The 25,446-nt window shown below is 55.5% G+C and carries 19 protein-coding genes; 7 read left to right on the top strand and 12 right to left on the bottom strand.

Annotated features, from left to right (window positions below; genetic code table 11):
• Positions 1 to 59: 59 nt before the first annotated feature.
• Together AC3RCJ_RS13635 and AC3RCJ_RS13630 are read left to right on the top strand one after the other, a co-directional pair.
• The gene (locus tag AC3RCJ_RS13635) at positions 60 to 812 is read left to right on the top strand and encodes a response regulator (protein WP_492963413.1); all 753 of its coding nucleotides are present in this window, start codon (positions 60 to 62) and stop codon (positions 810 to 812) included.
• The gene (locus AC3RCJ_RS13630) at positions 812 to 1,897 is read left to right on the top strand and encodes an ATP-binding protein (protein WP_492963411.1); all 1,086 of its coding nucleotides are present in this window, start codon (positions 812 to 814) and stop codon (positions 1,895 to 1,897) included. Before AC3RCJ_RS13635 ends, AC3RCJ_RS13630 begins: the two co-directional genes overlap by 1 nt.
• On the opposite strand, the gene AC3RCJ_RS13625 is transcribed toward AC3RCJ_RS13630, so the two are convergent.
• On the bottom strand, positions 1,898 to 2,794 hold the full coding sequence (locus tag AC3RCJ_RS13625) for a LysR family transcriptional regulator (RefSeq protein WP_492963409.1): 897 nt from the start codon (positions 2,792 to 2,794) through the stop codon (positions 1,898 to 1,900). It lies immediately after the preceding gene.
• 114 nt (positions 2,795 to 2,908) lie between these two features.
• Here AC3RCJ_RS13625 and AC3RCJ_RS13620 point away from each other — a divergent pair, with 114 nt between their 5' ends.
• The gene (locus AC3RCJ_RS13620; RefSeq protein ID WP_492963407.1) at positions 2,909 to 3,907 is read left to right on the top strand and encodes an aldo/keto reductase; all 999 of its coding nucleotides are present in this window, start codon (positions 2,909 to 2,911) and stop codon (positions 3,905 to 3,907) included.
• A gap of 108 nt (positions 3,908 to 4,015) precedes the next feature.
• A complete protein-coding gene (locus AC3RCJ_RS13615; protein ID WP_492963405.1) occupies positions 4,016 to 4,654 on the top strand; it encodes an NAD(P)H-dependent oxidoreductase in 639 nt (212 codons plus the stop codon).
• A 117-nt stretch (positions 4,655 to 4,771) separates the two neighbouring features.
• Here AC3RCJ_RS13615 and AC3RCJ_RS13610 read toward each other — a convergent pair whose 3' ends face one another.
• From AC3RCJ_RS13610 to AC3RCJ_RS13595, 4 genes are all read right to left on the bottom strand, one after another.
• A complete protein-coding gene (locus AC3RCJ_RS13610; RefSeq protein WP_492963403.1) occupies positions 4,772 to 5,434 on the bottom strand; it encodes a DUF799 domain-containing protein in 663 nt (220 codons plus the stop codon).
• On the bottom strand, positions 5,431 to 5,790 hold the full coding sequence (locus AC3RCJ_RS13605) for a DUF4810 domain-containing protein (protein WP_492963401.1): 360 nt from the start codon (positions 5,788 to 5,790) through the stop codon (positions 5,431 to 5,433). The genes AC3RCJ_RS13610 and AC3RCJ_RS13605 overlap by 4 nt, the downstream gene beginning before the upstream one ends.
• Before the next feature lie 20 nt (positions 5,791 to 5,810).
• Complete coding sequence (locus AC3RCJ_RS13600; RefSeq protein WP_492963399.1) at positions 5,811 to 6,485, bottom strand: CsgG/HfaB family protein; 675 nt, start codon at positions 6,483 to 6,485, stop codon at positions 5,811 to 5,813.
• A gap of 174 nt (positions 6,486 to 6,659) precedes the next feature.
• Positions 6,660 to 7,235: a TetR/AcrR family transcriptional regulator gene (locus tag AC3RCJ_RS13595; protein WP_492963397.1), complete on the bottom strand. Its 576-nt coding sequence runs from the start codon at positions 7,233 to 7,235 to the stop codon at positions 6,660 to 6,662.
• Positions 7,236 to 7,323: 88 nt separating this feature from the next.
• On the opposite strand from AC3RCJ_RS13595, the gene AC3RCJ_RS13590 reads away from it, so the two are divergent.
• The 3 genes from AC3RCJ_RS13590 to AC3RCJ_RS13580 all read left to right on the top strand — a co-directional run bounded on the left by AC3RCJ_RS13590 (position 7,324) and on the right by AC3RCJ_RS13580 (position 12,229).
• A complete protein-coding gene (locus AC3RCJ_RS13590) occupies positions 7,324 to 8,178 on the top strand; it encodes a siderophore-interacting protein (protein WP_492963395.1) in 855 nt (284 codons plus the stop codon).
• 109 nt (positions 8,179 to 8,287) lie between these two features.
• Positions 8,288 to 10,327, top strand: a complete 2,040-nt coding sequence (locus AC3RCJ_RS13585; RefSeq protein ID WP_492963393.1) for a hypothetical protein — start codon at positions 8,288 to 8,290, stop codon at positions 10,325 to 10,327.
• A gap of 6 nt (positions 10,328 to 10,333) precedes the next feature.
• The gene (locus AC3RCJ_RS13580) at positions 10,334 to 12,229 is read left to right on the top strand and encodes a DUF8600 domain-containing protein (protein WP_492963392.1); all 1,896 of its coding nucleotides are present in this window, start codon (positions 10,334 to 10,336) and stop codon (positions 12,227 to 12,229) included.
• A 1,083-nt stretch (positions 12,230 to 13,312) separates the two neighbouring features.
• On the opposite strand, the gene AC3RCJ_RS13575 is transcribed toward AC3RCJ_RS13580, so the two are convergent.
• From AC3RCJ_RS13575 to AC3RCJ_RS13545, 7 genes are all read right to left on the bottom strand, one after another.
• Entirely contained in the window at positions 13,313 to 17,158 is a 3,846-nt protein-coding gene (locus AC3RCJ_RS13575) for a P-loop NTPase family protein (protein ID WP_492963390.1), read from the bottom strand.
• A gap of 358 nt (positions 17,159 to 17,516) precedes the next feature.
• Positions 17,517 to 18,321, bottom strand: a protein-coding gene (locus tag AC3RCJ_RS13570; RefSeq protein WP_492963388.1) for an IS5 family transposase whose coding sequence is annotated in 2 segments (ribosomal slippage) — positions 17,517 to 17,984 and positions 17,986 to 18,321 — 804 coding nt in all. Because the reading frame shifts where the segments join, the coding sequence is not laid out codon by codon here.
• 206 nt (positions 18,322 to 18,527) lie between these two features.
• Positions 18,528 to 19,364: a DUF6624 domain-containing protein gene (locus AC3RCJ_RS13565; RefSeq protein ID WP_492963386.1), complete on the bottom strand. Its 837-nt coding sequence runs from the start codon at positions 19,362 to 19,364 to the stop codon at positions 18,528 to 18,530.
• Positions 19,365 to 19,480: 116 nt separating this feature from the next.
• The gene (locus tag AC3RCJ_RS13560; RefSeq protein WP_492963384.1) at positions 19,481 to 21,631 is read right to left on the bottom strand and encodes a peptidase domain-containing ABC transporter; all 2,151 of its coding nucleotides are present in this window, start codon (positions 21,629 to 21,631) and stop codon (positions 19,481 to 19,483) included.
• A gap of 22 nt (positions 21,632 to 21,653) precedes the next feature.
• Positions 21,654 to 22,922, bottom strand: coding sequence for an HlyD family secretion protein (locus AC3RCJ_RS13555; RefSeq protein ID WP_492963382.1), 1,269 nt, complete (start codon positions 22,920 to 22,922; stop codon positions 21,654 to 21,656).
• Positions 22,919 to 23,338 carry a hypothetical protein gene (locus AC3RCJ_RS13550; RefSeq protein WP_492963380.1) on the bottom strand — a complete coding sequence of 140 codons (420 nt, stop codon included), beginning with the start codon at positions 23,336 to 23,338 and terminating at the stop codon, positions 22,919 to 22,921. Before AC3RCJ_RS13550 ends, AC3RCJ_RS13555 begins: the two co-directional genes overlap by 4 nt.
• On the bottom strand, positions 23,331 to 25,097 hold the full coding sequence (locus tag AC3RCJ_RS13545; RefSeq protein ID WP_492963378.1) for a hypothetical protein: 1,767 nt from the start codon (positions 25,095 to 25,097) through the stop codon (positions 23,331 to 23,333). Before AC3RCJ_RS13545 ends, AC3RCJ_RS13550 begins: the two co-directional genes overlap by 8 nt.
• Positions 25,098 to 25,446 lie beyond the last annotated feature (349 nt).

The following is a 25,446-nucleotide window of genomic DNA, read 5'->3' as shown; positions in this document are numbered from 1 at the left end:
ATTTCGTCAAAGAAATGTGGAGATTCGATGGAGAGAAAGAAGAATGCTAGACTATTTCAATGAACTATCATCACAGCGCCAGCCAACCGTCTTTTCTCGCCACCACCCCGCCTTCCGCCCTCGTCCTGATCGCCGAAGATGAACCGCAGATCGCCCGCATCCTGGCCGGTTACCTCGAGCGCGACGGCTACCGCACGGCCTTTGCCCTCGATGGCCAGGAAGCGCTGCAGCAGCACCTGGCGCTGGCGCCGGACCTGCTGCTGCTCGACGTGCAAATGCCGCGCGTCGACGGCTGGGGCGTGCTGACGGAAGTGCGGCGGCGCGGCGAGACGCCCGTCATCATGCTCACGGCGCGCGACCAGGATGCCGACAAGCTGGCCGCCCTGCGCGTAGGCGCCGACGACTACATCATCAAGCCCTTCAATCCGGCCGAGGTGGTGGCCCGCGTGGCCGCCGTGCTGCGCCGCTCGCGCGTGCGCCACCATCCGGTCGGCGGCCAGCGCCTGCGCTGCGGCCCCATCGACATCGACCAGGAAACATATGTGGCCAGCGTGCTGCAGGATGGCATGGCCCAGCCTCTCATGCTCAGCCTGACCTTGACGGAGTTTCGCCTGCTGGCCCACCTGGCGCGCACGCCGCGCCGCGTCTGCAGCCGCCTGGAATTGCTGGAGTCGTGCATGCCTGAGAGCAATTCGATGGAACGCACGGTGGACAGCCACGTCAGCAAGCTGCGCAAGAAGCTCGAAGAAGCGGGCGTGATGAACATGCCGGCCAGCCTGCGCGGCGTGGGCTACCGGCTGGAAAGCGACTGATGCGCTTCACGGGCCTGAACCGGCAAATCATCCTGTCGATGTCCGTGCTGATGGTGTGCAGCATCCTGATCATCTGGATCGGTTCCTGGACTTTCTTCGCCATCGCCTTCAAGATCGATCCCGACATGCTGTCCGAGCCCGACGACTGGTCGCCCAGCACCGTCGAATGGCTGTGGATCTTCGCCATCACCGTCTTCGGCCTGGGGCTGGCGGCCTTTTTCGCCATCAAGCTGGCTTCGCGCATCTTGAAACCGATCAATTCCGTGATGGACAGCGTGCGCCGCGTGGCGCATGGCGACCTGTCCGCGCGCGCCTTCGCGGGCGACCGCAGCCTGGGCGAGACGGCCATGCTGGTCGATGATTTCAACAGCATGGCCGAGCGCCTGCAGCGGGCGGCCAAGGAAAGCGAAACGTGGAACGCGGCCATCGCGCACGAACTGCGCACGCCCGTGACCATCTTGCGCGGCACCTTGCAGGGCGTCGTCGACGGCGTCTTCAAGCCCGAGGAAGTGCCGTTTTCCAGCCTGCTGTCGCAAGTCGAGGACCTGGGCCGCCTGATCGAGGACTTGCGCACCCTGAGCCTGGCCGACAGCGGCCACATGCAGCTGCGCATGGCGTGGACCGACCTGGCGCTGGAGATCGAGGAAGTGAGCCGCCTGCTGGCACAGGAACTGGAAACGGCGGGCTTTACCCTGCGCCTGCAATTGTCGGACCACCCCGTCTGCTGCGACGCGGCGCGCATCCGGCAAATCGTGCTGGCCCTGCTCGACAACGCGCGCCGCCACGCGCATCCGGGCCCGCTGCGCCTGGCCACCCGCGTGCACGACGGCCAGTATTACCTGAGCGTCGAGGATGCGGGGCCGGGCATCGCGGACGAACTGGCGCCGCACGTGTTCGAAGCGTTCCGCCGCGGCGACAGCGACAGCGCGGGCCTGAGCGCCGGCAGCGGCCTGGGACTGGCCGTGGTCGAGGCCATCGCGCGCGCCCACGGCGGCAGCGCCACCTGCGCACGCGGCAAGGCGGGCGGCACCATTTTCACCATCCGCTGGCCCGCCGATTACGTCGCGCCGGACAGCGTCGCCTGATCACGGCTGCGCGTCGGCTGCGGCGCGCAGCATGTCGACCAGGGCGCGCAGCACGGCGGGCATCTGCCGCCGGCCCGGGTAGTACAGGAAGTAACGGGACGGCGGCGGCATGCAGCGCTCCAGCACGCACACCAGCCGCCCCGCCGCGATATCGGCGCGCGCATCAGCCGCGTACACATAGGCCAGCCCCGCCCCATCGCGGGCCGCGCGCAGCATCAGTGCATCGTCATCGAACACCAGCGGGCCATCGACGGCGATGCTGACGGCGTCTTCCTCCCGCCCGAACTCCCACGCATACTGGCGCCCGCTGGGAAAACGCCGGCCGATGCAGGCGTGCGCCAGCAAGGCGCGTGGCGTGCCAGGCGCGCCATGCGCCGCCAGGTAGGCGGGCGACGCCACCACCACGAACGGTTGCGGCGCGCCCACGGGCACGGCGATCATGTCGGCCGCCACCTGCTCGCCGAAGCGGATGCCGGCGTCAAAACCGTCGCGCACGATATCGATCATGCCGTCCTCGGTGACCACGTCGACCTGCACGCGCGGATAGCGCGCGGCAAAACCGGCCAGCATGGGCGCGAGCAGCAGGCGGGCGGCGGGACGGGGCACGTTCAGGCGCAGCCTGCCGGCCGGTTCATCCTGCAGGGTGCTCAGCTCGCGCAAGGCGTCGCCGATCTCGCGCATGGCCGGTTCCAGCCGCGCCAGCAGCAGCTGGCCCGCCTCGGTCGGCGTGACGCTGCGCGTGGTGCGGTTCAGCAGGCGCACGCCCAGGCGCTCTTCCAGCGCGCGCAGCGCGTGGCTGAGGGCAGACGCCGAGACGCCACGCTCCAGGGCCGCCTTGCGGAAGCTGCGCAGGCGGGCGACGGCGGCAAAGGCCGTCAATTCGTTGAGGTCAGTCATTGTCGAGGAAAAAATTCATGAAAACAATTCAGTAATGCATGCAGGATAAGCGATCTTATCGCATGCTGTTCCTTCACCCATACTCCTTGCATCTTCTTTTGAAAGGAAATGAACATGGAACATCGAACACTGGGCCACTCCGGCTTGCGCGTCGCCCCCATCGGCCTGGGCTGCATGGGCATGAGCTTTGCCTACGGCGGCGCCGACGAAGCCACCTCGCTGCGCGTGCTGCACCGCGCCGTGGAGCTGGGCGTGAGCCTAATCGATACGGCGGAAGTCTACGGCCCCTACGCCAACGAGGAACTGGTAGGCCGCGCCCTGAAAGAACTGCGCGGCAAGGTCCACATCGCCACCAAGTTCGGCTTCAAGATCTTGCCTCACGGCCAGGGCGTGGAGCGCATGGCCGGCGTCGACAGCCGCCCCGAACACATCGTGCAAGCCGTGGAGGCGTCGCTGTCCCGGCTCGGCATCGAGTGCATCGACTTGCTTTACCAGCACCGCGTGGACCCGGCCGTGCCCATCGAAGAGGTGGTGGGCGCCATGGCCGAACTGGTACGGGCGGGCAAGGTGCGCCACCTGGGGCTGTCGGAAGTGTCGGCCGCCACCCTGCGCCGCGCCCATGCCGTGCACCCGATCGCGGCCGTGCAGTCCGAATACTCGCTGTGGAGCCGCGGCGTGGAAGCGGAGGTGCTGCCCGCCTGCCGCGCCCTGGGCATCGGCTTCGTGCCGTACAGCCCGCTGGGACGGGGATTTTTGACCGGCAAGCTGCCGTCCAGCGCCGGGCTGGCGCCAGACGACTACCGCCACAGCCTGCCCCGTTTCCAGCCGCCGGCGATGGCGGCCAACGGGCGCCTGGTGGCCGAACTGCAGCGCCTGGCCGCCGCGCGCGGCGCCACGGCGGCCCAGCTGGCCCTGGCCTGGCTGCTGGCGCAAGGCGACGCCATCGTGCCGATTCCGGGCGCCCGCAGCCTGGCCCACCTGGAAGAAAACGTCGCCGCCGCACAGATCAAGCTGGGCACAACGGAGCTTGCCGCCATCGCGGCCGCCATCCCCCCAGGCGCCGTGCAGGGCGCGCGCTACCCGCAGGTGGAGCTGGCCATGGTGGACCTGTGAGCGGGCCGTTTTGGCTCATCTATACAACTCTCTTTGCGCCCGGCCACTTGAAATGGATGAATCCGCTATCATTTCCAATCTAAACTATTCATTATGAAAGGGATTCACATGTCCGATTTGCTCGAAACACTGCAATGGCGCTACGCCACCAAGAAGATGGACCCGACGAAAACGGTGCCGCAAGAGAAAGTCGAGCGCATCCTGGAAGCGGTGCGCCTGACGGCCAGTTCCAGCGGCCTGCAGCCGTATGAAGTGTTCGTGGTCACGAATCCGGCGCTGCGCGAGCAGATCAAGCCGCATGCGTGGAACCAGTCGCAAGTGACGGACAGCTCGCACCTGCTGGTGTTTGCCGCCTGGGACAATTACACGACCGAACGCATCAACCAAATGTTTGACCTGGTCAATACCGTGCGCGGCTTCAAGAACGAGGGCTGGGAAGCCTATCGCCAGCAAATTCTGGCCACGTATCCGCAGCGCGATGCCGAGACCAACTACCAGCATGCGGCGCGCCAGGCGTATATCGGCGTGGGCACCGCGCTGATCGCCGCCGCCACGGAACACGTCGATTCGACGCCGATGGAAGGCTTCGACCCGGCCAAGGTCGACGAGATCCTCGGCTTGCGCGCGCGCGGCCTGCGCTCGGTGGTGATGCTGCCGCTGGGCTACCGCGCCGACGAGGGCGACTGGCTGGTGGACTTGAAAAAAGTGCGCCGCGAGCGCGACCAGTTCATCACCGAACTGGCCTGAGGAACAGGCACGGCGGATGCCGGCAAGGACATCGGCCGTGCCTGGCGTACTTCCCGGCCATGCGTAAAGCGTGTGGCGCCCTGCGCAAACAGGGCCCGGACACGCATTGCGCGGCGGTCACTGCGCCAGGTAGCGCTCCGAACGGGGACCGTACAGCAGGCCGTTGGGCGCGCCAGCGGACAGCAGGCGCACATTGGCGACACCGGCCAGCGGATGGCTGGCATCGGTGCTGCTGTTGATGATCTGCTTGACCGCAGCCGTCACCAGCATGCCGATCAGGCCGCCACCGCTATTGTTGTTGCCTTCGTTGCTGGACGCGCTGGCCGCGCCCTGCCACAGCAAGGCGCCCGTCTTCAGGTCGACCAGCTTGGCGTCGACCGACACCACCGTCACGCTATCGATCACGGTGTAGCTGGAACCGTACCTGGAGATGGTCAGGTACAGGCCGGCGTCCGCGCCAAAGATCTCATTGAGCTTCCTGGCGTCGAGACCATGGATGTCGGCGGCATCGGTCATGCCGTTTTGCTTGAAGGTTTCCCCCACCACCGCCACCGGCAGCACGTAGTAACCGGCCTCGGCCAGGGGATACGTGACTTGCGCGTAGACGCTGTTGCCGGCATTGACTTCCGGCGAGTTGTTCAGCGGCGGCAGCACCACGATGGAGCGCGGCTTGGCGGCCTTGAACGCCGTGTAGTCGTAGGATGCCTGCTTGCTCACACAACCGATCAGGAAGACCGCCGGTGCCAGGCACAGGGCCATTTTCAGGAAGCGCGGCATCATAATTTCTCACCTTTTTTCAATTTTCCCAATAGGAAATCCATATAGGCGGCCGATTCGGGGAAGAGTTTTTTCTCGTCCTCGAATTGCTGCACGACCTGGTCCGGCTTGCCGGCGATCGAATACAGCATGCCCAGGTGGGCGTGATAGCCTGGCGGCACCTGGTTGCCCTTGGCACTGATCACCTGCAAGTCCTTTTCCATCGCGGCGATCTGCTGCTCCGGGCTCTCGCCCTTCAGGTATTCGTACACTTGCGGCTGATAGCCTTCCCATTGGTACAGTGTCTTGGGCTGCGTGGCGCATCCGGTCAGCGCGGCGCAGGCCAGCAGCGCCAGCAGGGCGGCGCCCTTGTTCATCATGGTCTGTTTCATCGGCAGCCTTATTGTTTGCGCATGGCGCCGGCTTCAACGCCTGCAACGAGACGTTCGACAGCTTCGCGCATGGCCAGGTCCAGCACCTTGCCGTTGAGGGTGGCGTCATAGCTGGCGGTACCGCCAAAGCCCAGCACTTCACGGTTCGACAGGCTGTACTCGCCCGCGCCCTGGCTGGAGAAGACGACTTCCGAGGTGGAAATATTGACCACGTTCAAGGTGACCTTGGCATACGCCACTTGCGTCTTGCCGCGCCCCATGATGCCAAACAATTGCTTATCACCAACTTCTTTGCGGCCGAACTCGGTCACGTCGCCGGTGACGACGAAGTCGGCGCCCTTGATGTTCTGGCTCTGCTTCTTGTATTCGGATTCCTGCTTGATTTCCGCCATGTTGTCGCGGTCGAGGACATTGAAACGGTTGGACGATTGCAGGTGCGCGATCAAAATCGTTTTCGACTGGCTGCCCAGGCGGTCGACGCCGTCGGAAAAGATGCCGCGCATGAAACTGGAACGGTTATCGAACTTGCCGACGGCGATCACGGTGCGCGGTCCCACATAGGGACGGGCAGCGCTGGCGACGGTGGGAACGGCCAAGGCCTGCGACGATTCGGAAGCGCAACCTGCCAGCGCCGCGCCTATCAGCGCGGCCACCAGCAGCGCGCCAGGTTTATTCTTATTCATAGTGCCCTTATGAGATGGAGGATCAGGATGCCCTTGCAAAATTAATTTTAAGCAAGTTAATTTCCTATTGGAAATTATATGACATTGCATGTCTCACAATTCTCACGGAAAGTCACAATTAACCCTTAAGCAATAAAGATTGTTGAATAGCATGAGGCGCGGCATCCATGGCCGCTATGGCTGCAGCGCCAGCGCGCCGACGATCAGCGCGCGCATGCCGAGGTCGAATTCCGCTTCGATGGCCGCGTCGGCCTCGTCCCACTCCTCGCCGGCCAGCGCATAGACGGTATCGGCCAGCGCGACGCAATGCAAGGCCACCGTCGACAGCAGCCAGCGCGCGCGCGCCTTGGGCATGGCGTAGCTGCGGGCGACCTGGTCGTGATGCGCATCGATCCTGGCCAGCATGCCGGGCGTCGTCGCCTTCCTGCGTATCAGATACGCCGCCAGCCCCGCATGCGATTTGACGAGTTCGCGCAGCGAGGCGCTGAACTTCACCAGATAACGCTCCAGCTCGTCGCTGCCTGGGGGCGGAAGTTCCCAGCGGGCGAAAATCTCTTCGGCGACCAGCAGCTTGAGCGCCGCCAGGTTCGCGACATGCTTGTACAGCGCCATATGGCTGACCCCGAGCAAGGCGGCGACGCCGACGAAGGTCATGCCGGGCAGCCCCATCGCGATGCCGGCATCGGCGATGCGCGCCCGCGTGATGGTGCGCGGACGCCCGGCACGCGGCGCAGGTAATGCAGGATTCATATGTATTTTCCCGTGGCGGCAGCTGCGTTGTCTGTTTTGGATAATTAGTTTAGCATGATGAAACTAATTCTCCAAAGGAAAGCATACGATGACAGACAAGCTGACAAACACGGCAGGCACCGCCGGCATGCTGGGCAATGCCGGACATGACCGCGCCCTGCATGCGGTGGCCGCGGTCGTCACCGCCCTGGCCCGCCCGGTTCCCAGCGTGCTGCGCGTCACAGCCAGACTGGCGCACTCGGGCGATGACACTGCCTGGACGCAGCCCAATGTGGCATTTCGCATCCACCTGGACGACGCCGCATACGGGGGCGCGTCGCGCATCTACACCGTGCGCGACTTCGACCCGGCCACGGCCGCCTTGACCTTCGACATTGTGCTGCATGAGCATGCCAGTCCGATGATGCGCTGGGGCGCCAGCCTGCGCGCGGGCGATGCATTCCGCCTCACCGGACCGCGTCCACAATTCTGCCTGCCCGACGGCGGGCCGCAGAAAATTGCCTTCTTCCTGGATGACACCGGCATTCCGGCCCTGTACGCGATACTGCGGCAATGGCCCGGCAATGCCAGCGGAGTCGGCTGGGTTGCCACGGATGACGCCGCGGCGTTTGCCGAACTGCCTGTGCTGCCTGGCCTTGCGCTGCAACGTATCGGCACCGCGCACGTGGCGCCGGACGGCCCGCTGGCGGCGCGGGCCCTGACCCTCGCCAAGCCGCTCGACTACCTGGTCTGGGGCGCCGGCGAGCGCGACGAAATGCGCGCGATCCGCCAGCATTTCCGCAGCGGCAGCGGCCTGGCGAAAGAACGCGTGCTGGTGGCCGGCTACTGGAAACGCGGCGTGAGCAATACCGACATCGACGCGCGCCGACGGCAAAGCTTCGAACGGCTGCTCGCCAACGGCGGCACCGTGGCCGACTTTGACGACCTGGCCGTGGAAGTGTAGGCGCCGCCAGGCTGGTGGCTGGTGGCTGGTGACAATGTATGCATTTTTACTTGCTTGCAACATGGATAATGTCATCTTGCCTACGACATTCTGCTATTGAAGCCCTTCAATGAGTACATCATCTCCGCCTCCCGACCTGTGCGATCTCGTGATGAAGGGAGGAATCACCAGCGGCGTGATCTATCCCAAGTTGATCGCGCGTCTCGCCTCAAGGTACACGTTCAAGAATATCGGCGGCACGTCGGCCGGCGCAATAGCGGCTGGCGCCTGCGCTGCGGCCGAGTACGGCCGCAGCCACGGCAATCCGGTTTCCTTCGAGACACTGGCGCAACTTCCGGAATTGCTGGGCGATACAGCCACCTCCGATGGCCGCTCCAAGCTCTTCACCCTGTTTCAGCCGACCGCGGCGTTGCGCAGCCATTTTTCCGTGCTGGTGCAGGCATTGAATACGCCGCAGCAGCAGGCACTGCCAGGCATCTTCTTTGGCCTGCTCAACATGCATGCAGGCATTGTCGCCATCTGCCTGCTGTTGGGCAGCCTCTTGCTATGGCCGTTTTTCAAGGCCTTGCATCCGGGCGCCGAGACGCTGGCGCTGGCGCCGCTGGCGTTGAGCATGAAGTTGTTGCTGCCGTCGCTAGGTGCGCCGGCGGTAGCCAGCGCCTGCCAGCGCCGCTGGGCGCACGTTGCGGCGTATGCGGCGGCATTGTTCGGCCTGACCTTGCTGCCTTTGCTGGCAGAGGGAGGCAACGCGTCTGTGCTGCAACGCATGGCGACGGCGCTCGGCATCATCGTGGTCGAGCTATTATTCTGGCTGGGACTGGTGGCGTTGCTCGGCACCCTGTTTGCGCAGGCCGTCCTGGCAGGGCTGGACAAGAACGGCTATGGCCTGTGCAGCGGCAGTACGCCGGACGACGCCGCTGGCACCGCGCAGGAAGGCTTGACCAATTGGCTGGCGGGCTACCTCAATACGCTGGCTGGACTCGATCCGGCCGGTCCGCCCCTGACGTTTGGCCACCTGTGGGGGCACGACGATCCTCTCGCCCGGCGGGCGATTCATCTGGCCGTCATGACGACCGCCGTCAGCCAGCAGATGGCTTACGAGATCCCGTTCCGGGCCGGCACGCCGCCGTTTTTTTACGACCCCGAAGAATGGGCGGCGCTGTTTCCACCAGCGATCATGGCGCACCTGGGCGCCTGCATGTCGGATGGCACGGCGCCCTGCCGGCCGGTGCTCAGCCCCGAGGGCAAGGCATTGCGCCCGTTGCCGCGCGGCGCGGCATTGCCGGTGCTTGTCGCCGTGCGGATGAGCCTGAGCTTTCCCATCTTGCTGTCCGCCGTGCCGCTGTATGCCATCGACCGCAGTTTGAAGAAGAATGACGACAGCGGTCCGCCGACAACGCCGCTTCGGGCCACGCGGGCGTGGTTCTCGGACGGTGGCATCAGCAGCAACATGCCGCTGCATATGTTCGATGCGATGCTGCCTGGGCATCCCACGTTTGCGATCAATCTGAAGCCCGCGCATCCCGACTATCCGATCGCCGAACCGGAACAGGCCGACAATCAGGGTGGACGAATTTATCTGGCCGAGGATAACCGTGGCGGGCGCCATCGCCATTGGGGGCCACCAGACGGGCGGACGCCGCTCACAGGATTACTGGGCTTTTTCCGCGATATTATCAGTACCATGCAATGCTGGCGCGACGAGATCATGTTTCCCTATGCCGGTTTCCGGGACCGCATAGTCCAGATCAGCCAGCGTCCCGACGAAGGCGGCTTGAATCTGGATATGCCGGCGGCCAGGATCGCGGCCCTCAGCGGCGCAGGGGAGATGGCGGCGGACCGCCTGATCGACCGTTTCCACGCAGCCGGCGCGCAAGGCGGCCAAGGCTGGCAGCGACATCGGGAAGCGCGCCTGAAGAGCTTCCTTGGTGCGATGCAGCCCACCACTACCGCGTTGGCGCCCGCGCTGGCGGGCGGAGGCTGGCATCAGCTGCTTGCGGTGTACAGGGGCAAGAGGGAAAGGGAACTGGCTGCCGCGTTTCTTGCCGGCGTCACTCACCTGGGCCACCTTGGCCCCGTGGCCGGGAAATCGCTGGACCGAAGTGCCTCCAAGCCTCTTTCGGTCGTGAAAATAGCTCCCAAGGTGTGATGCGCCATGACCGCCCTGACCTCCCCGCCGCAGTTGTGGCACCGGCTCCAGACGGATGCCGGGCTTGAAATCAGGCGCAAATCCGGCGTGCCGGGACGCGATGCCGACGTGGAAATCAGCCTGAAAGAAGCCTTGGGTCTATCTGCCCATCCTGGCCCCCTGGCCGACTGGCTCGATCTTGATGCCGCCGCGCCCCTACCCACGATGAGCATCGAGCGCTTCCTGGTGGCCTTGCTGACGTCGCAGCGCGCCTACGCCTTCATGATGCGCGACTTGCTTGAAATGCTGGCCGATGCTGGCGCCAGACGCGATAGTGGCACGCTGGACCTGAAGTTCCGTTTCGACGCGGTCAGCGATCCTGTCCGATACACGCTGGAAGAATTCCGGGAAGTGGTGGAACGGGTGGAAAACGTGCTGGTTTCGCGTTTTGAACTGCCTTCGGCCAGGCAATTGTGGGACTTGTTGCCCGGCTTGAGGCAAGTCGGCGTGAAGACGTCACTTGCGTCTGTGCCCGCCGGTTTTCCTGCCGTTCCAGCGGCGCCAGTCAGCGGCCATGCCGCGCTCGATAAAGTGCTATGCGATGTCACCGGCTTGGCCAGCGAGTTCAGAGCACTGTGCAGCAAGTTTGGCGCCACGCGCTGGGCGGCGTTTCAGGCTGCCCCGGAACCTGGCGTCGCCCCGGATGGCGAGGGGCAAAGAAAAATCGCCGGGCTGCTTGGGGCAGCGAGCAACTATTGGGATGTCCAGGCGCTTGAGGCAGTGCAGCAAATCGCTGCACAAGCGGCAAATGGCTCGCTCGACGCTGGCGGCACGGCCGCTGCGCTGGGGCCTCTGCTGGCAGGAATCGAGCAACACCAGGACTGGGTGAAACGCACTTATGACGACTTGCTCGACTCGCTTCAGTTGCCAAGCTGGAAAAAGCGGCATGAATTGTTCTCTGTGTGGACGGGCCGTGTCCTGTTGTGCACGGCGCGCGAACATGCCGAATCGTTTCACTACCATGTCGTCGACGGATGCCTCTCGTTTGCCTTCGGCGGCAGCCGGCTCGCCACCTATGTCTATAACGGCGAGCAATTCGACATCTGGGCGGAATTGCGCTCGGCACTGGTGGGCACCAGCAGCAAGCGCAAGAAAGGCATCCAGCCCGACTTCCGCATCCTGCGCCCCGCCCTCGCTACTTCGCATAATGCGGCCACCCATCTGGTACTGGAGTGCAAGCATTATCTTGCGCCCAGCGTGGCCAATTTCTCGGCGGCGGCCAGGGACTATGCCACCAGCTGTCCTGCTGCGAGCGTCCTGGTTGTCAATCACGGCCCGATCAATCCAGCGGCATTGACGGCAGCCGTCACTTCGGACTTGAACAGCCGTATCCGCTTTATGGGAGGCGTGAGCGCAGAAAATGAACGGCAATCGGCGCAATTGGGCAACGCCTTGCAACGGACCTTGTTTCCGCTACCCGCAACCTCGCGTCCGGCCCCGGCCAGCGCGCTGCCGCTGAAATCTGGCAGCCTGGCCACCATCGTTCTGCGCTGGGATGAAACGCTGCTCGATATGGACCTGCTACTGGACATCGAGCACGCGGATGGTCGTGTCGAGCGTATCGATTTCAATGAACAAGGTGACCTGGCGCAGCCGCCCTTCGCGCGGCTGGAAAAGGACGTGCGACAAGGTCCTGGCGAGGAAAGGATAGACATCAGTCTGTGGCACGGCCAACGATACCGGATCATGGCCAGGAATTTTTCCAATACCGGTGAACTTGGACCGCGCAACCTGGCGTGCGTGATCAATCTGGGAATCACTTCCAGCGAACTGCAGTGTCCAGCGCTCGGCGACGGCGCCGAGTGGAAGATAGGAGAATTGATTGTTGAGAATGGGAAGGCAACGCTGCAGGATCTGACGTAGGGAATATGGTTTCAGGCAGTCCATCCGAAATAAAACCATATTTCGCACATTTTTTGCCTCGCCGTCCGAAAAAAGACACCCCTATCGGACAAACAGGTCTGTCGGGACGCAAGTCCGGTATCTATGCCCGGGGCGGCTGAACCGGAACGGCGCCGGCTACCCCGCGGCCCACTGAAACGGGGCAGCGTGCGATAACGCACGCCACTGCCCGCAGGCATCAGTTGCGCCAACTGGTCGATGGCATGACTGCCCGCCAATAAGCGGGCCCCACGGATGCGCTCCCGGCCGGGTCAGCCTGATCGTATGCGTGCCCCCACAGCATCACGCCAGGCAGGACATACCATCTTGAGCACCATCAAGAGAAGCTGCTCGGCGTTACCCGAGCTTGCCGGAGCAGCTATCCCGAAAAAGAAAAAGCCCCTGAAAAATCAGGGGCTTGGCCTCATCTATCTACCCGGCTGTGCCAGCGGCTGCCGGACGGGAGATTATTCCCACTCGATGGTCAATGAGCTGGCTAAGCGTTTGATTTTTCGGTGTTTTCCAAACCATTCAGTTACTGATACCCTCAAAAATACCCTCACCTGCAAAATCCGCTGTTGCCGGTTTGTCGCGGCCGGGATAGGAGACACCAGTCCGCTTGCTCGCATTGTTATCCGATTCTTCTGGGCGACAACGCATTCATTTCAGCCCAACAGCAATCGAAGCGCTCCGATGAATTTAAGGATACGCCGATCTTCAGAGCCACGCTGTCTCCCTGCCACTCGCGTAATATCACGCCCGCTATAGCGACAAAGACGAAACAATGGGACGCACTTATCTATCTACCGCTTTTACCATGCCCCACATTACCTCCGCCTTTCACGTCTCGAACTAGACAGTCAGTCGAGCCGTATCGGCATTTAATAAAGTGCAACTTGCCCAAAAAAAGAGACGGCCAAAGCGGAGATCGGCTACAAATGGCGGACCGCCCCTCCCCTCCGGCCAAGCACATCCCAGCGACCTTTAAATAATATTAAAATTATAATTATATACCATCGTCAACCAAGCTTTTTTTTAATAATCAATCATTAAAGCAGACTTGCTTCACTCGAACCGCTGTTCGCGACCCTTATGCTCTCGTTGTTCACGCTCCTTTTCACGCTCGATTCGATTCGCAAGTTTTTCAGATATTGATTTTGCCGCTGCAGCAATCTTCACGTTCTTATGTTCAACCAACATGCCAATTGCAGCAGCTCTAGGTTTCATCGCGTTCGCCAATCCACCTGAGCAAATTGAAGGTAATACGCGATCAGCAATAGCATCCAAAACAACCTCTGGATTGCTTGAAGCCTCCAACAGTTTCATCGCTGAATCGGACAACTTAACCGTCTCCGTATCTCCCTGGTTAGACCAAACGGTGATACCTGCCGCAACAGATGCCCAAACGCTGCTATCGTTTCGGGCATTACACCATTCAATCAGCTCTTCGACATTAATTTGCGTGAGCGGTGGCTTATCAAGGCTGTCATTGCTAATAAACAACAATCGTAGATCTTGTTGCTTTTCAGTACCTTGAAAAGCGCGATCGAGGAACGCCTTTGGCATCAGTGCGATAGTCGCCTGAATGGCATTTTCAAACGCATAGACATGACCATAGCTCGCATCAATAACCGCGAAAATTGTATCAAGCCACACCAACTTTTCGGTTTCATTGCCATCAAAGCGCAACGCGGCACTTACGACGTTCTCCATGGCATAATCCACATTTCCGCCAAAATCATTTTGATCCCTTTGTAGCCTCTGGATCGCAGCTCGCAGTCCGACCAGTCGCAATTCGGGACCAAGAGTGTCCAATGCGACATCTTTGTCGTGCAACTTCATACTCAGCGCATCCAAAACCACATCATCGCCATTCGTTTTTGTCAGGAGTCGCTGCGCGAGATTGAGTACACGTCGCGCGGGCAAATTGGCGTACCCGTCTTGCCAAAAGATTGGCCCGAACATCCCAAGGTAAGTGGCTGGATGATCTAGAAGCACCTCGCAACGGCTTAGGTCCGATTCCTTGAAATCGCGCTGCGGGTGCAAGCCGACCAATACCTGTCGAAGTTCTGGATGCTGTAAGCATTGGTCGAGCAACTCCTGCACTAAAGCAGGATTGACAGAATTAGTCTCCTCGATAAAGCCGCCAAGGACTGCAAAATTCTTGCTGGCTTCGGTCTGCTGTTCCAGATGTTCAACGAGTTTTCGCCATCCAGCTCGCAGATCAAGAGCCCCCTTCGCCAACCCCCTCCCAAACGTGACACGATAGGGCATCCAATCATTGGAAAACAAGTTGGATCCCAATTCATCAAGGTCATGGGCCGATGTAGCAAAGTCCTCACCCAAGCGCAGTGCCTTAGCTTGGAGCCGCCTCTCAGCTTCATCATAATTATTACCTCCATGACAAAAATCGGTATCCAGCGACCCGTAGCTGCCCTTAGTTAGCACATATGTCTTTATTGACGGCACCAAGTCGTTGGGTTTCAATTCTCTATCCAAGGCGGCGAGCTCTTCTGGTAAGCGATGGAAATTTTCCTTGCCCTGGCGATTGGAATAGTCGAAGTTAATCGTTGATCGAACGGCTCTCCAACCCTCGCCAAAAGGTTGGTAAGCATGCAACTTACGGGCCGCATCGACGAGTTTCCCCCTCATTGCCTCCTGGCGCCACATCACCCGAAACGCATTCGCCAAAGTCCGCCGTGCGGGCCCCTCAAGATCAGTATCACCACATGTGCCCAATTTCACTGTGACGTCGACGAAGGCACTACGCCACTCCACGAGTTCTTTATGGTTTGGATGAAATCCAAAGTTTCTGGGACGAGCACCGAATTCGCTCATAACGCTTCCCGTCCACCGCGGCCCACCTAAGGCCGCTGAAAGCATGCGGAAACCTAGCGACTTCCGTCCCGCCACTTCTGATGAAAAGCACTCGTTTATGATCGCGATCCGCTGTCCTAATGAAGCATGTGTGCCAGATAAGTATGCTTGAAAAAAAGTACTGATCTTGGCTCGAACCGCGTCAAAGTTGTTGCTCTCATCTTCGTAATCCGCCGCACGGATCAGCAGTCTAAGGCAACGGTCAAAAGCTTCTGCTTCGTATGCCAACAATCGCAATAGATTAAGAATCGTAGTCCGCTGCAACTTGTAACGAGGATGCATACCTTTGAAATCAGGTGTAGAAAGTTCTGCTTCTATCCTGTCAAGGAGAGCTTCAGGCGCAACTGGGCTGATATAGTCTAGAATTCGGAGTGACATCTCATCCAACTCTGATATCCTCCCTAGCAGACCATCAGACTGGAGCCAAGTCTCAACGATCTCCTTTGCTACCGGATGGTCGTGCAACAGACCTAACCTGTGTGCAAATGACATTAGTAATCGTTGATGGCCCGGTCTTTCAAAGACTGCCCTGAGTTTATCAACCGGGATACTATCGAGTGCCGACGCCGCCAGTTTGTTCGCAATAGCATGCGGCAGGATGGCTCTCCAATGTGCCCGTTTTTGTACCACATGGCGTTCCGATAGCTTGTTTACGGATCTAAACAACTGGGTACGAGAATGGCCAAAGATCGAGCCAAGTGTGTCCAGCTCCTGGTCACCAACCTCCCCGTTTGAGATCGAAAACGAATATACCAGGGACAATATCTCAGCCTGTTCCCGCAACTCGTTGTCCGGCTGATTACGCTGTTCGAATAAGCGACTGAACAACTGAGTGTCAGAAAGCTGAGCCAAGCTCTCGCCTGCCTCTACCCTCTCGGCGATTGCCAAGGATACTCTCGCGTTCCCATCTGCAAACTCTGCTATACGGCGAGCGTTGTTCTGGCCAATACCCGGGAAGCGGCGAATCAGAAGCTGCTCCGCCATTTCGGACCCGACTGCTTCAATGTGGATTACCTCGGTTGTCTGAGGCTTATCATCTCTGATGTCATACTCAACGGTGATAAGTCTCACTTCACCGCCTGCGGCTGATACCCTGCTGGCAAGCAAAGAGTGTAAATCTGATGGGCAGTTATCCAGTATCAGAACGGCACGCCGGCGCTCTGCAACAAGCCTGTCCAACATCGCCGTAGCCGAAGGGTCCGGATTCGCACCAGTATCGACGTAGACTGCCAATGTGCGATCGAGTGCATTTTTACCAACCGCCTCATCGAACAGTGCCTGTACGATCCTGGTCTTTCCTACTCCAGATAACCCAGTGATGCGAACCGCTTTAGCCGTAGTCCTGATGAGGTCTCTCATCGGTTCGATGGCATTTTCAAGGCTAAGCTTTTCATGCCTTTGCGAAGGCAACGTGACTGAGACGCCTGATGCCGAAATCAGCGTATCGTCAACACCTCGAGGCGGATTACTCCAAGCTCCGTATGCCTGCCAACCCGAGTTTCCTTGCCCAAGTTGCCCCTTTAACCACAGCATCACTGAAGGGTGTTGTCGTACCCATTGAACTAGTTTCGAGCGGTCGTAAAAGTCCAAATGAATATTGGATTTGTTGGGATCGTCCTTCAAAGCATTGCGCATCGCCAACATCCGTGCATTTTTCATCGGGGGCGAGCAATCATCGGCCAAACTGACAATGATGTAACTACCACCTTTCGCACCTTGCGCCCTAATCGTTGATGACAAAACTCCACGCGTGACCATTTCGTTCGTCACATCCCCCTTTGGCATCGAATGTTTCTTGGCCTGAAGAATGGTATCCGCCCTTTCAAGGAACCCTGTATTGAGTTTGTCTACAGGAACCTGGACGCGAATATCAATTCCTTCGTCCGGAGCATTGATCGAACCTGACCAACTTACCCAAGCAGGGCTATGCCCGTGCGCTGCTACTTCTGCTTCGGCAAGGCGAGCAATGAAATTCTCCAGTTGTGTCTCCGACAAACGCAGTAGGTCGTCTTTTTCGATGTCAAAAATTGCCAAAAAATCACCTTAATAAAACGATTTATGAAGGATAACGTAAGCGCTGCAGTCCAAAAAGTACTGGAACAACCAACCGATGCTGTAACTATTTATTGCGTGACGTTATCACGAAGTTTAAGCATTGTTTTCATTTTTACTCTTGGTAGCTTTTCGTTCTTCCTTTCCACACTCCTGTCTGTCACCGCCGTAATCCCCTCGAACTGGAACGTATCGCAAGCTCTAGCACAAAGTGGTTTGGTCCAGTCCACCAAATGGAGCTGGTGATTTACCTGGCCATGGGATCGTTGCTACTGCACCGACTAAATTTCCGCTAAGTTATCCGACCGTCTCTAATAACTTGCTCTAGGACTTAGAACGCCTAACAAAACCGCTGAATGTATCTCCAGCAGATGAGTATGCAGGCAAGCGAGAGGAATGCCTGGTGGATATCGGCACGGCGCTCGTAGCGGATGCGTAATCGGCGGAAGCGGTGCAGCCAACCGAGTGTGCGTTCGACCACCCAGCGCCATTTACCCAGGCGTTCGCGCGATTCGATGCCATAGCGGGCTATGCGTGGAGCGATGCCGCGGCTGCGCAACCAGGCCCGATGGGCGCGCGAAGCATAGGCCTTGTCGGCATGCAGTTTGGCAGGACGTTTGCGTGGACGGCCAGCAAGACCTGCTACTGAAGGGACGGCCTCAAGCAGAGGAACCAGCATGCGGGAATCATGTACCTGAGCCCCTGATATGCTCGCCACCAGAGGCAGACCGCGTTGATCGACGAGCAGATGGTGCTTGCAACCGAGCTTGCCGCGGTCGGTGGGATTGGGGCCGGTATGCTGTCCGCCGAGGGGGGGATGGCACGCTGGCCGAGTCGACACTGGCGCGTTCCCATTGAATCTGGTCGTATTCCCGCAAGTGCTGCAGCATGGCGTCATGGATGCGTTGCCAGCTACCTGCCTGTTGCCATGCATGCAGGCGCCGCCAGCAACTCATGCCGCTGCCGCAGCCCAGTTCACGGGGAAGATATTCCCAAGGCAAACCTGTCTTGAGGACGAACAGGATGGCGGTCAAAGCGGCGCGGTCGTCAATGCGAGGGCGCCCGCCTTTGGGGGAAGGACGATATGCTGGTAGCAATGGCTGAATCAGCGCCCACAGGTCGTCAGGAAGAAGGGCTTTAGCCATGGCGCGGCTCCCGAAAACAATGTCAGGTGGGTTTGACCAGCTTCGGGGCCGTTTGTTTCTCTGGACGACGTTTTGTTAGGCGCTCTAAGACGCGCTATCGGTAACATTGGCCGCAAAGTGCCTTTTCACTGATTTGAATAGGCCCTACGTCGATAGAAAAAGAACGACTGTACTGGTATTCCACTGCGACAGCGCGGTTTAAGACTTTAGTGTGGGGCGGATTGAATGACCTCGAGGTATTGCGCATAAGATGACATACCCATGGCGAAGCGGCGCGCATCGATATTTGCAAAATCCTTGATCGGCTGGGATTCGATGGCGCCGTCCTCGCGTTTACGATATTGGGTGCCGTAAAGCTGCATTTTATTATCGTTGACAAGTACGCGATCGATCGACGTCGCAAGATTTGCAAGGTTGATTTCATGTTTACTCGCCGCTTTCCGCATCAACGCCAACCAGTGCTTTAATTGCTCAGGCGATGAATGCTGAGCTATAAGCCAAGCTCCGCGCGCAGCCTGCGCTCCTACCATGGAGTGCGTTGGCCAGCCTTTCTTTTCAATAATTTGCCTCAGGCGTTTTTGCCGCAAACTATCATCAATTTGCATTTTCTTCGTCGAGGTCAAACTTTTCCTCTCAGTAGCCCAAGATCGCCGCATCACACTGTCTTGCCGACCCAGTTCTAATAATTCGCGAGCGAGACCAGGTTCAGGTACCTGCCGCGGATAGATCAAAACTGGAAGCGCTATTGCGGTACGGGCATCGTATACAGGCTGAGGATCAGAATCCCATTCATACTCGGCAATCACGATACTGCAAGTGATGCCAGGTGGCAGATCAATATGATACTGGCCACCTTCAATTTTACCTAGAATGCGTTCCCGCTGGTCTTGGCAGTCCGCCAACACTGATAGTTTCTTTGGAATCACTCCAGTTGAACTAAAAATCTTTCCGGAGAAATGGATTGAATCGAAAAGCTCAACTGATTTGGAATTAGCTGAAATTAAAATTAGCGCTGCAGCGAATATAAATTTAATCTTATGCATATCAATTTCTTTCAACAATAATATTTTTTCATAAAGTACTCTCGATTGTTTTTACTACTTCCAAGTGAAACTGACTAAATATCTTAATTGACTTCGAGAGATATGTTGTAAATGATCTAGGCGGCGATTGAGGGTGTCGCGTCAGCCGGGCGCAGAATTTTTTCGTCCTGTACCACACGCCCGCCAAGCAGCACAATTATTCGATCTGCCGATGCGATAGTTTCCGGACGGTGTGCGACAATTATTCTCGTTATGTTAAGTGAACGTACAGCCGCGTTTACCTGGCTTTCTTTGCCAATATCAAGATGGCTAGTAGCCTCGTCAAGAACCAAGATAGTAGGGCGTTTATATAAAGCACGGGCAAGAAGGATACGTTGCTTTTCCCCCCCGGAAAGTACAGTACCCATATCCCCTACCAAAGTATTGTAGCCCATGGGCATTGCGTTAATTTCTTCTGCAATAGCAGCCATGACAGCACATTCTGCGATCCATGCGTGATCAGGAAGTGGATCGAAAAAGCTGATATTTTCAGAAATCGAGCCGGCAAACAATACGTCGTCTTGAAGAACTGTTCCAATCGTTCGACGAAGTGCATTGATACCTAGCCTTCGAATGCTGGCCTTGCCTATAAGGACATCCCCTTTGGTCGGCGGAAGTATTCCTAAAAGAATATTTAATAGCGTACTTTTGCCACAACCTGATGGCCCCGAAAGTGCCACCGATTCTCCAGGATAAATTGTAAAACTAACGCCATCGAGAATAAAAGGATCATGATCAGCGTAACGGAATTGCAAATTGACGACCTCAATGGTTGGCAGGAAATCGCTATCATTTGAAATATTACATTCATTCGAAAGTGGCTCAGATTCGGTGAACACAATATCAGCCAGGCGCTCCCCTTGTAATCGTAACATCTTAACTTCAAAAAACTTGTCAATTAAAGAGGTGACGCGGTTACTGAATTGCATTTTATACGCAATAAATGCCATTAAAACACCTACACTAAAATTTCCATTCAAGACCAGTTTTGCCCCAAGCCATACAATAACAATATTTTCAATACCAAATAAAATTCTGTTAATCAATCCATTGATTAACTGTAGCTTTTCCGTCCGTAAGTTTGCATTAATCTGTTCTACTAACAAGGTCAGCCAACGCGAATGCCTCTCTTTTTGACGTTGAAATAATTTTATGGCTTTAATCCCGCGAATTGATTCAAGAAAATGACTCTGTTGCGTGGCAGCATGAATAATCTGTTCCTCGGTGGCATTTCTGAGTGGCATATACCATATCCATCTGCAGAGAACGTATAAACCCATCGCAGTCAGGGCAACAAAGGTAAGGTTTTTGTCGTATATAAACATCATGATTAACGTCACAGTTACCATAAGGCCGTCTAGCATAGCCTCGATAAATGATGTCGTGAGTGTTCGCTGTATATGTTCGATAGAGCCAAATCGGGAAACAATATCACCGAGATGACGCTTTTCGAAATATTGGACAGGCAAACGCAAAAGATGCGTAAAAACATTAGCATTCCATTGAATGTAAAGTGTTGTGCTGAGATATAGAATAGCCCATTGGCGAATTGCCCCAACAGCTTCTTGCAATAGAATGAGTAGACCAAAACCGAGTGCCAATGTGGTCAATAATTCGTGGCTAGCTGATACGACAACATCATCAATGACCCATTGTAGAAAAAATGGATTGATTAAAGCAAAGATTTCAAGCACCAGCGCTAACAGAAATATTTGGCCAAACGAACGCGCAATTCCAACTGTCCTGCCGAGCATTTGACGCAGCTTGATCGTTTGAATCATTTGTACTGGAGCAAAGTCCGTCTGCGGCCATGCTTCGAGAGCGATGCCAGTGAATGCCTTCGACGCATCTTCTAACGAAATTTTTCGCACTCCCACCGCAGGATCATGCACGGTTATGAATTTCGAACTAACTGATTTCAGAACTACATAATGGTTGAAGTTCCAATGTAACATGCATGGTAGTGCCAGCTGATTTAACTGATCTAAATCCACTTTAACGGCACGGGTTGCTAACTTTATTTCACTCGCAATATCAACACAATGCGCCAGTGTTGCGCCCTTTAACGAGACCGAGAAGCGGTTACGCAAGCTTGCAAGATCGGTTCGAAAACCATGGTATCCCGCTATCATGCCCAAGCATGCAAGACTGCATTCCGCAGCCTCGGTTTGCAACAATAGAGGTACCGGTCGACTGAAGCCGAATGAAATTGAATCAGATAAGAGCATGGTAGAAAAAATTGACTAGCGCTTAAAGCTTGCCGCTAAGAGTGAATAGAGGTTCCAAAACCCACTCAAAAATCTTGCGGGTATCCTGTAAAACGTCTGCATCAAGAAGCATTCCTGCTTGCAAGGATTGTTGCCTTCCATATGCCGTGATTGTCTGAGCAGTCAACTGCACCGTCACGCGGTAGAGGGGTTCGTTACTGCTGTCATTTGGGCGCGAATATCCCAACGCATCGAGCTCGCTGACGGGTAGTGTTGTACGAGATACCGACATCACCATAGCTCGAGCGTGCCCGAATTTTTGGTATGGAAAGGCCTGATACCGCAACAGTACTTTATCTCCAGATCGAATAAAGCCAATATTGCGACTGGAGACATAGAGGTCCGCCTGTAGAAGTGCGCCAGCAGGTACCAAGCTTACTAGTGGACGAGTGCTATCGACGGCTTGTCCTACTTCAGCAACTACGGCTGTTGCTATTCCCGGCTCTGGCGCAGTTATTACCTGTCCGCGTCTTGCTTCACTTTCGGTGACCTCTTGATTCAATCCAGCAATGTCGCGGTCAATTACAGCCAGCAGGTTATGCTGCCGAATGCTCAAAGTATTGAGTTCACTATTCACTGCGATATGTTCGCGTCCGAGTGAAATACGGTCCCGCTCCAAGGTTCGCAGGCGGTTGCTCTGATCAAGTTGATCTTCCTGTTTTTGTTGTGCAGTTTCTTTAGAGATATAATTTTGCGACAAAAGTCCCTCGTATCTGGAAACAGTATTCTCTGATAGCGTAAGACGTCGTCTTTGACCTTCGATCAAACTATCAAGCTTCGCCATTTCGCTCTGAATGGCGTCAACTTTTCTGGTTAATGTAATACGCTCCTCGTTTTGAAGCACAACAGTCTTATCGCGTTGTGCGATAAGTGATCCACGGCGCGACTTGATTTGGTCGTTAATATTTCCTTCAACTGATCCGCTATCGCGATCGTATCTCTCACTTGATAAAATATACAGAGCATCCCCCTTATTAACCGATTTTCCTTCGAAAACCAGCTTTTTTAATATTATTCCTTTTTGGGCAGAAAAAACCTTAACTAAACCACCATTGGGGACGAGCTGGCCTGAGACCGTAATGCGTCTGGTATAGGTTCCACACAGCAGAAAGGCAAGTAGACATGCTGCGCATCCTACCGCTGTAAACGTAAGCACCGAAAAGGAAACAGGGCGAATCAGCACCACATCCCCCATCCAGTTTACCTGTCGAGCTGCATTTGCCTCTGTCCGGAATAACTTAGGCAGCGTCATGTGCAACGTTTAGCTAATTTGAATTTTCCATTGTATCGGTAATACATCGAAATTCGCTTTTTACGTAAAAATACGATTAATCTACACTTTGGAAAAGATGAATTTAAAAGTTGGCGCAACGCAAACTTACTCATGCTTTCGAACAGGATATCTGCTATTAAAATTATACGCCCTTCGTTCCATTCATAATCATGCATCGGAAACATGTGTTCGTTTTGCAATTTCCAGATTCCCTCCTTACTGACGTTCGCCCAGGCTACGTAATCTTTTATAGCCCCACCAGCATCGTAAATAAATTGATGGTTTCCCACTTGTGCCGCAAATTTTAAAACTGACAACATGGAATATGGTAAATCATGGCGATAGGCCATGCGTAACTTTAGGAATTTAAGAAACACTTCTTCTTGCTCAGTCATGGTTTTTCTGTAGGCTTTCTTCTAGCTTAACTGCGCATACTAATGTGCGTTTCAAATGCAATCGAAAATCGAAATCATGCAATACCCATAGTTCTTTAATTGAATTTTCAACATAAAGCAACATCTCTCGCGCAGATTGAATTATCTTGTTATTGCCGGTTAGATTGTCAGAAACTGTATAATTTCCAATTTGAACATTAAAAATTATTTCGGCCTGTGGTATTTTTAATAAAATTACATAATTTTCGTTTACATCATCAAATACCCAGTTTGATAGATCAATTGAATTGGCAATGAAGGTACGAATCTTTTCAATATCGTTCGTCGCTAGAACAGCGCGTGTCGTCCGTTCCATTCTCTCTTTAAAAAAATATTCCGTTAGGCATGCCCGTTTATGCGAGGTGAAAAAATACGCGAGTACCCAAAAATCTTTCTTTTTCATATCATATATGGCTTTGGGTAACATAACATCAAAGATCGTGACTATAGACTCAATCAACGAATCAATTTTGAAGTTGGTAGTGTTAACATTGTTTTTTAATGCTGCATGTCCAGCATTTCTATCAAATAATGCCAAAAACATGTTCTCAACAAAACATAGAATTGGATCTGTTCGGGACAATGATAAAGGCCAAGCATTTCGTACTAGAACCCCAGTGCTTAAAATACTAAATATTGCGGTTTTTAAAATCTTAAGCGGTTGTTCAAGTTTCGAATTGTCCAGCTCTTCACTGCGAATTCCAAGTATATAACCAACATGAAGTAAAAAATAAACATCGAGCTGCTGTACGTAGTAGGCGGCCAGCGGTGCTACACCTAAGTTTGTTTTATTATACTTATTGAATGTGTCGACATTTTCCTGGACAATCTTAATTGGAGTGAGCAGTTCGTCATAAAATGAAGGTAGATGCGATAGAAAGCCAGCGGTATTTTGATCAGATCTTATAAACCCGGTATTCGTTAGATCAATCCATCGACCATCAAAACATATGTTCCCGACGCCGAGTGAGCCATGGGTGAGCCGTGCAAAACGTGCAAATGTAAATTGACTTGCGCATTTCCCCAAGAACTCTCCAATAAAGCGGATGTAATCCCGGATATCTGTAAATTGCTTTGCGAACTGCCGGTTAATCCGTCGTACCCTTGCCACGTCAGAGCTCATATATGGCCGAAAGGCTGGAGCTGGGACGAAATGTCCTGCACGCACAAAATGTGCCGGCCGTAGTGCGACATCTCTGACAATGAGCGCGCCCCAACCACGTTCGCCAGCTACATGACCAAGATTAAGCGCGGCATTAGGCCCAGTCAGCAGTATCCCATGTATATTGGCCACTCCAAACGGTAATATTTTGTCAATTGTATTAGCATAAATGGTCTCGTAAATTGCGTCGATTGCACTCAGCCCACCGTATGAGTGCAGCGGGTCGTGGCCTGCGCCCGCCAAGGGATTTTTTCCAATCCCCTTCACTTGGAAAGCGTCAATATTTCCACAACGGACACCTCCTCCGTTGTCGGCAACCCCCTCGCCACCGTAACGTTCCGCCATGAGTACGCGAGTGGTAGCGTGTTCAAAAGCCAACTCTTCGAAACACTCACAATCTGGAATCACATAAGCGAATCTAGATTGGAATCGTTTGTGTGCAGTCACAATATTTTCGTCGTTGGAGAAAAACTTCCCGCCAAGCCAAAGTGTCTGCGGCGCCTTTAGCTTGGTTCCACTAAATGGATAGAACAGACTGTCAGAGTATGGCTCTGCCAAATAATTTATTCGCAAATTTACTTCCCCAATACCAATAGCAGTAAGACTAAACGAAATTCAATTTCAGCATCATAGAACTCAATCATAAAATGTTGAGAGGCCAGGATGAAAAAATTATGGATTCCGTCGGGAACGACAATCTCATCTTGAATTGTCACCAAATATCACGCTATCACTTCAGCTCACAGGATAAAAAATGAGATCGAATGCTATCACGACATAAAGATAAAATTTTCCATTTTTTTATGACATATCAAAAATAGCATCGATGCATATCAAAATGTGTATGTCTGTAAAATAACTAGAGCCATATCTTTTTTTGGCGAAATGTGGTTAGAACATATCACTA

Source organism: Janthinobacterium sp. GW822-FHT07H11 (assembly GCF_058798615.1).
This window is presented reverse-complemented; position numbering and strand designations above follow the sequence as displayed.

Coding starts and splice junctions, on each gene's coding strand:
- AC3RCJ_RS13635 (WP_492963413.1), top strand. CDS start 60: ATGAACTATCATCACAGCGCCAGCCAACCGTCTTTTCTCGCCACCACC.
- AC3RCJ_RS13630 (WP_492963411.1), top strand. CDS start 812: ATGCGCTTCACGGGCCTGAACCGGCAAATCATCCTGTCGATGTCCGTG.
- AC3RCJ_RS13625 (WP_492963409.1), bottom strand. CDS start 2,794: ATGACTGACCTCAACGAATTGACGGCCTTTGCCGCCGTCGCCCGCCTG.
- AC3RCJ_RS13620 (WP_492963407.1), top strand. CDS start 2,909: ATGGAACATCGAACACTGGGCCACTCCGGCTTGCGCGTCGCCCCCATC.
- AC3RCJ_RS13615 (WP_492963405.1), top strand. CDS start 4,016: ATGTCCGATTTGCTCGAAACACTGCAATGGCGCTACGCCACCAAGAAG.
- AC3RCJ_RS13610 (WP_492963403.1), bottom strand. CDS start 5,434: ATGATGCCGCGCTTCCTGAAAATGGCCCTGTGCCTGGCACCGGCGGTC.
- AC3RCJ_RS13605 (WP_492963401.1), bottom strand. CDS start 5,790: ATGATGAACAAGGGCGCCGCCCTGCTGGCGCTGCTGGCCTGCGCCGCG.
- AC3RCJ_RS13600 (WP_492963399.1), bottom strand. CDS start 6,485: ATGAATAAGAATAAACCTGGCGCGCTGCTGGTGGCCGCGCTGATAGGC.
- AC3RCJ_RS13595 (WP_492963397.1), bottom strand. CDS start 7,235: ATGAATCCTGCATTACCTGCGCCGCGTGCCGGGCGTCCGCGCACCATC.
- AC3RCJ_RS13590 (WP_492963395.1), top strand. CDS start 7,324: ATGACAGACAAGCTGACAAACACGGCAGGCACCGCCGGCATGCTGGGC.
- AC3RCJ_RS13585 (WP_492963393.1), top strand. CDS start 8,288: ATGAGTACATCATCTCCGCCTCCCGACCTGTGCGATCTCGTGATGAAG.
- AC3RCJ_RS13580 (WP_492963392.1), top strand. CDS start 10,334: ATGACCGCCCTGACCTCCCCGCCGCAGTTGTGGCACCGGCTCCAGACG.
- AC3RCJ_RS13565 (WP_492963386.1), bottom strand. CDS start 19,364: ATGCATAAGATTAAATTTATATTCGCTGCAGCGCTAATTTTAATTTCA.
- AC3RCJ_RS13560 (WP_492963384.1), bottom strand. CDS start 21,631: ATGCTCTTATCTGATTCAATTTCATTCGGCTTCAGTCGACCGGTACCT.
- AC3RCJ_RS13555 (WP_492963382.1), bottom strand. CDS start 22,922: ATGACGCTGCCTAAGTTATTCCGGACAGAGGCAAATGCAGCTCGACAG.
- AC3RCJ_RS13550 (WP_492963380.1), bottom strand. CDS start 23,338: ATGACTGAGCAAGAAGAAGTGTTTCTTAAATTCCTAAAGTTACGCATG.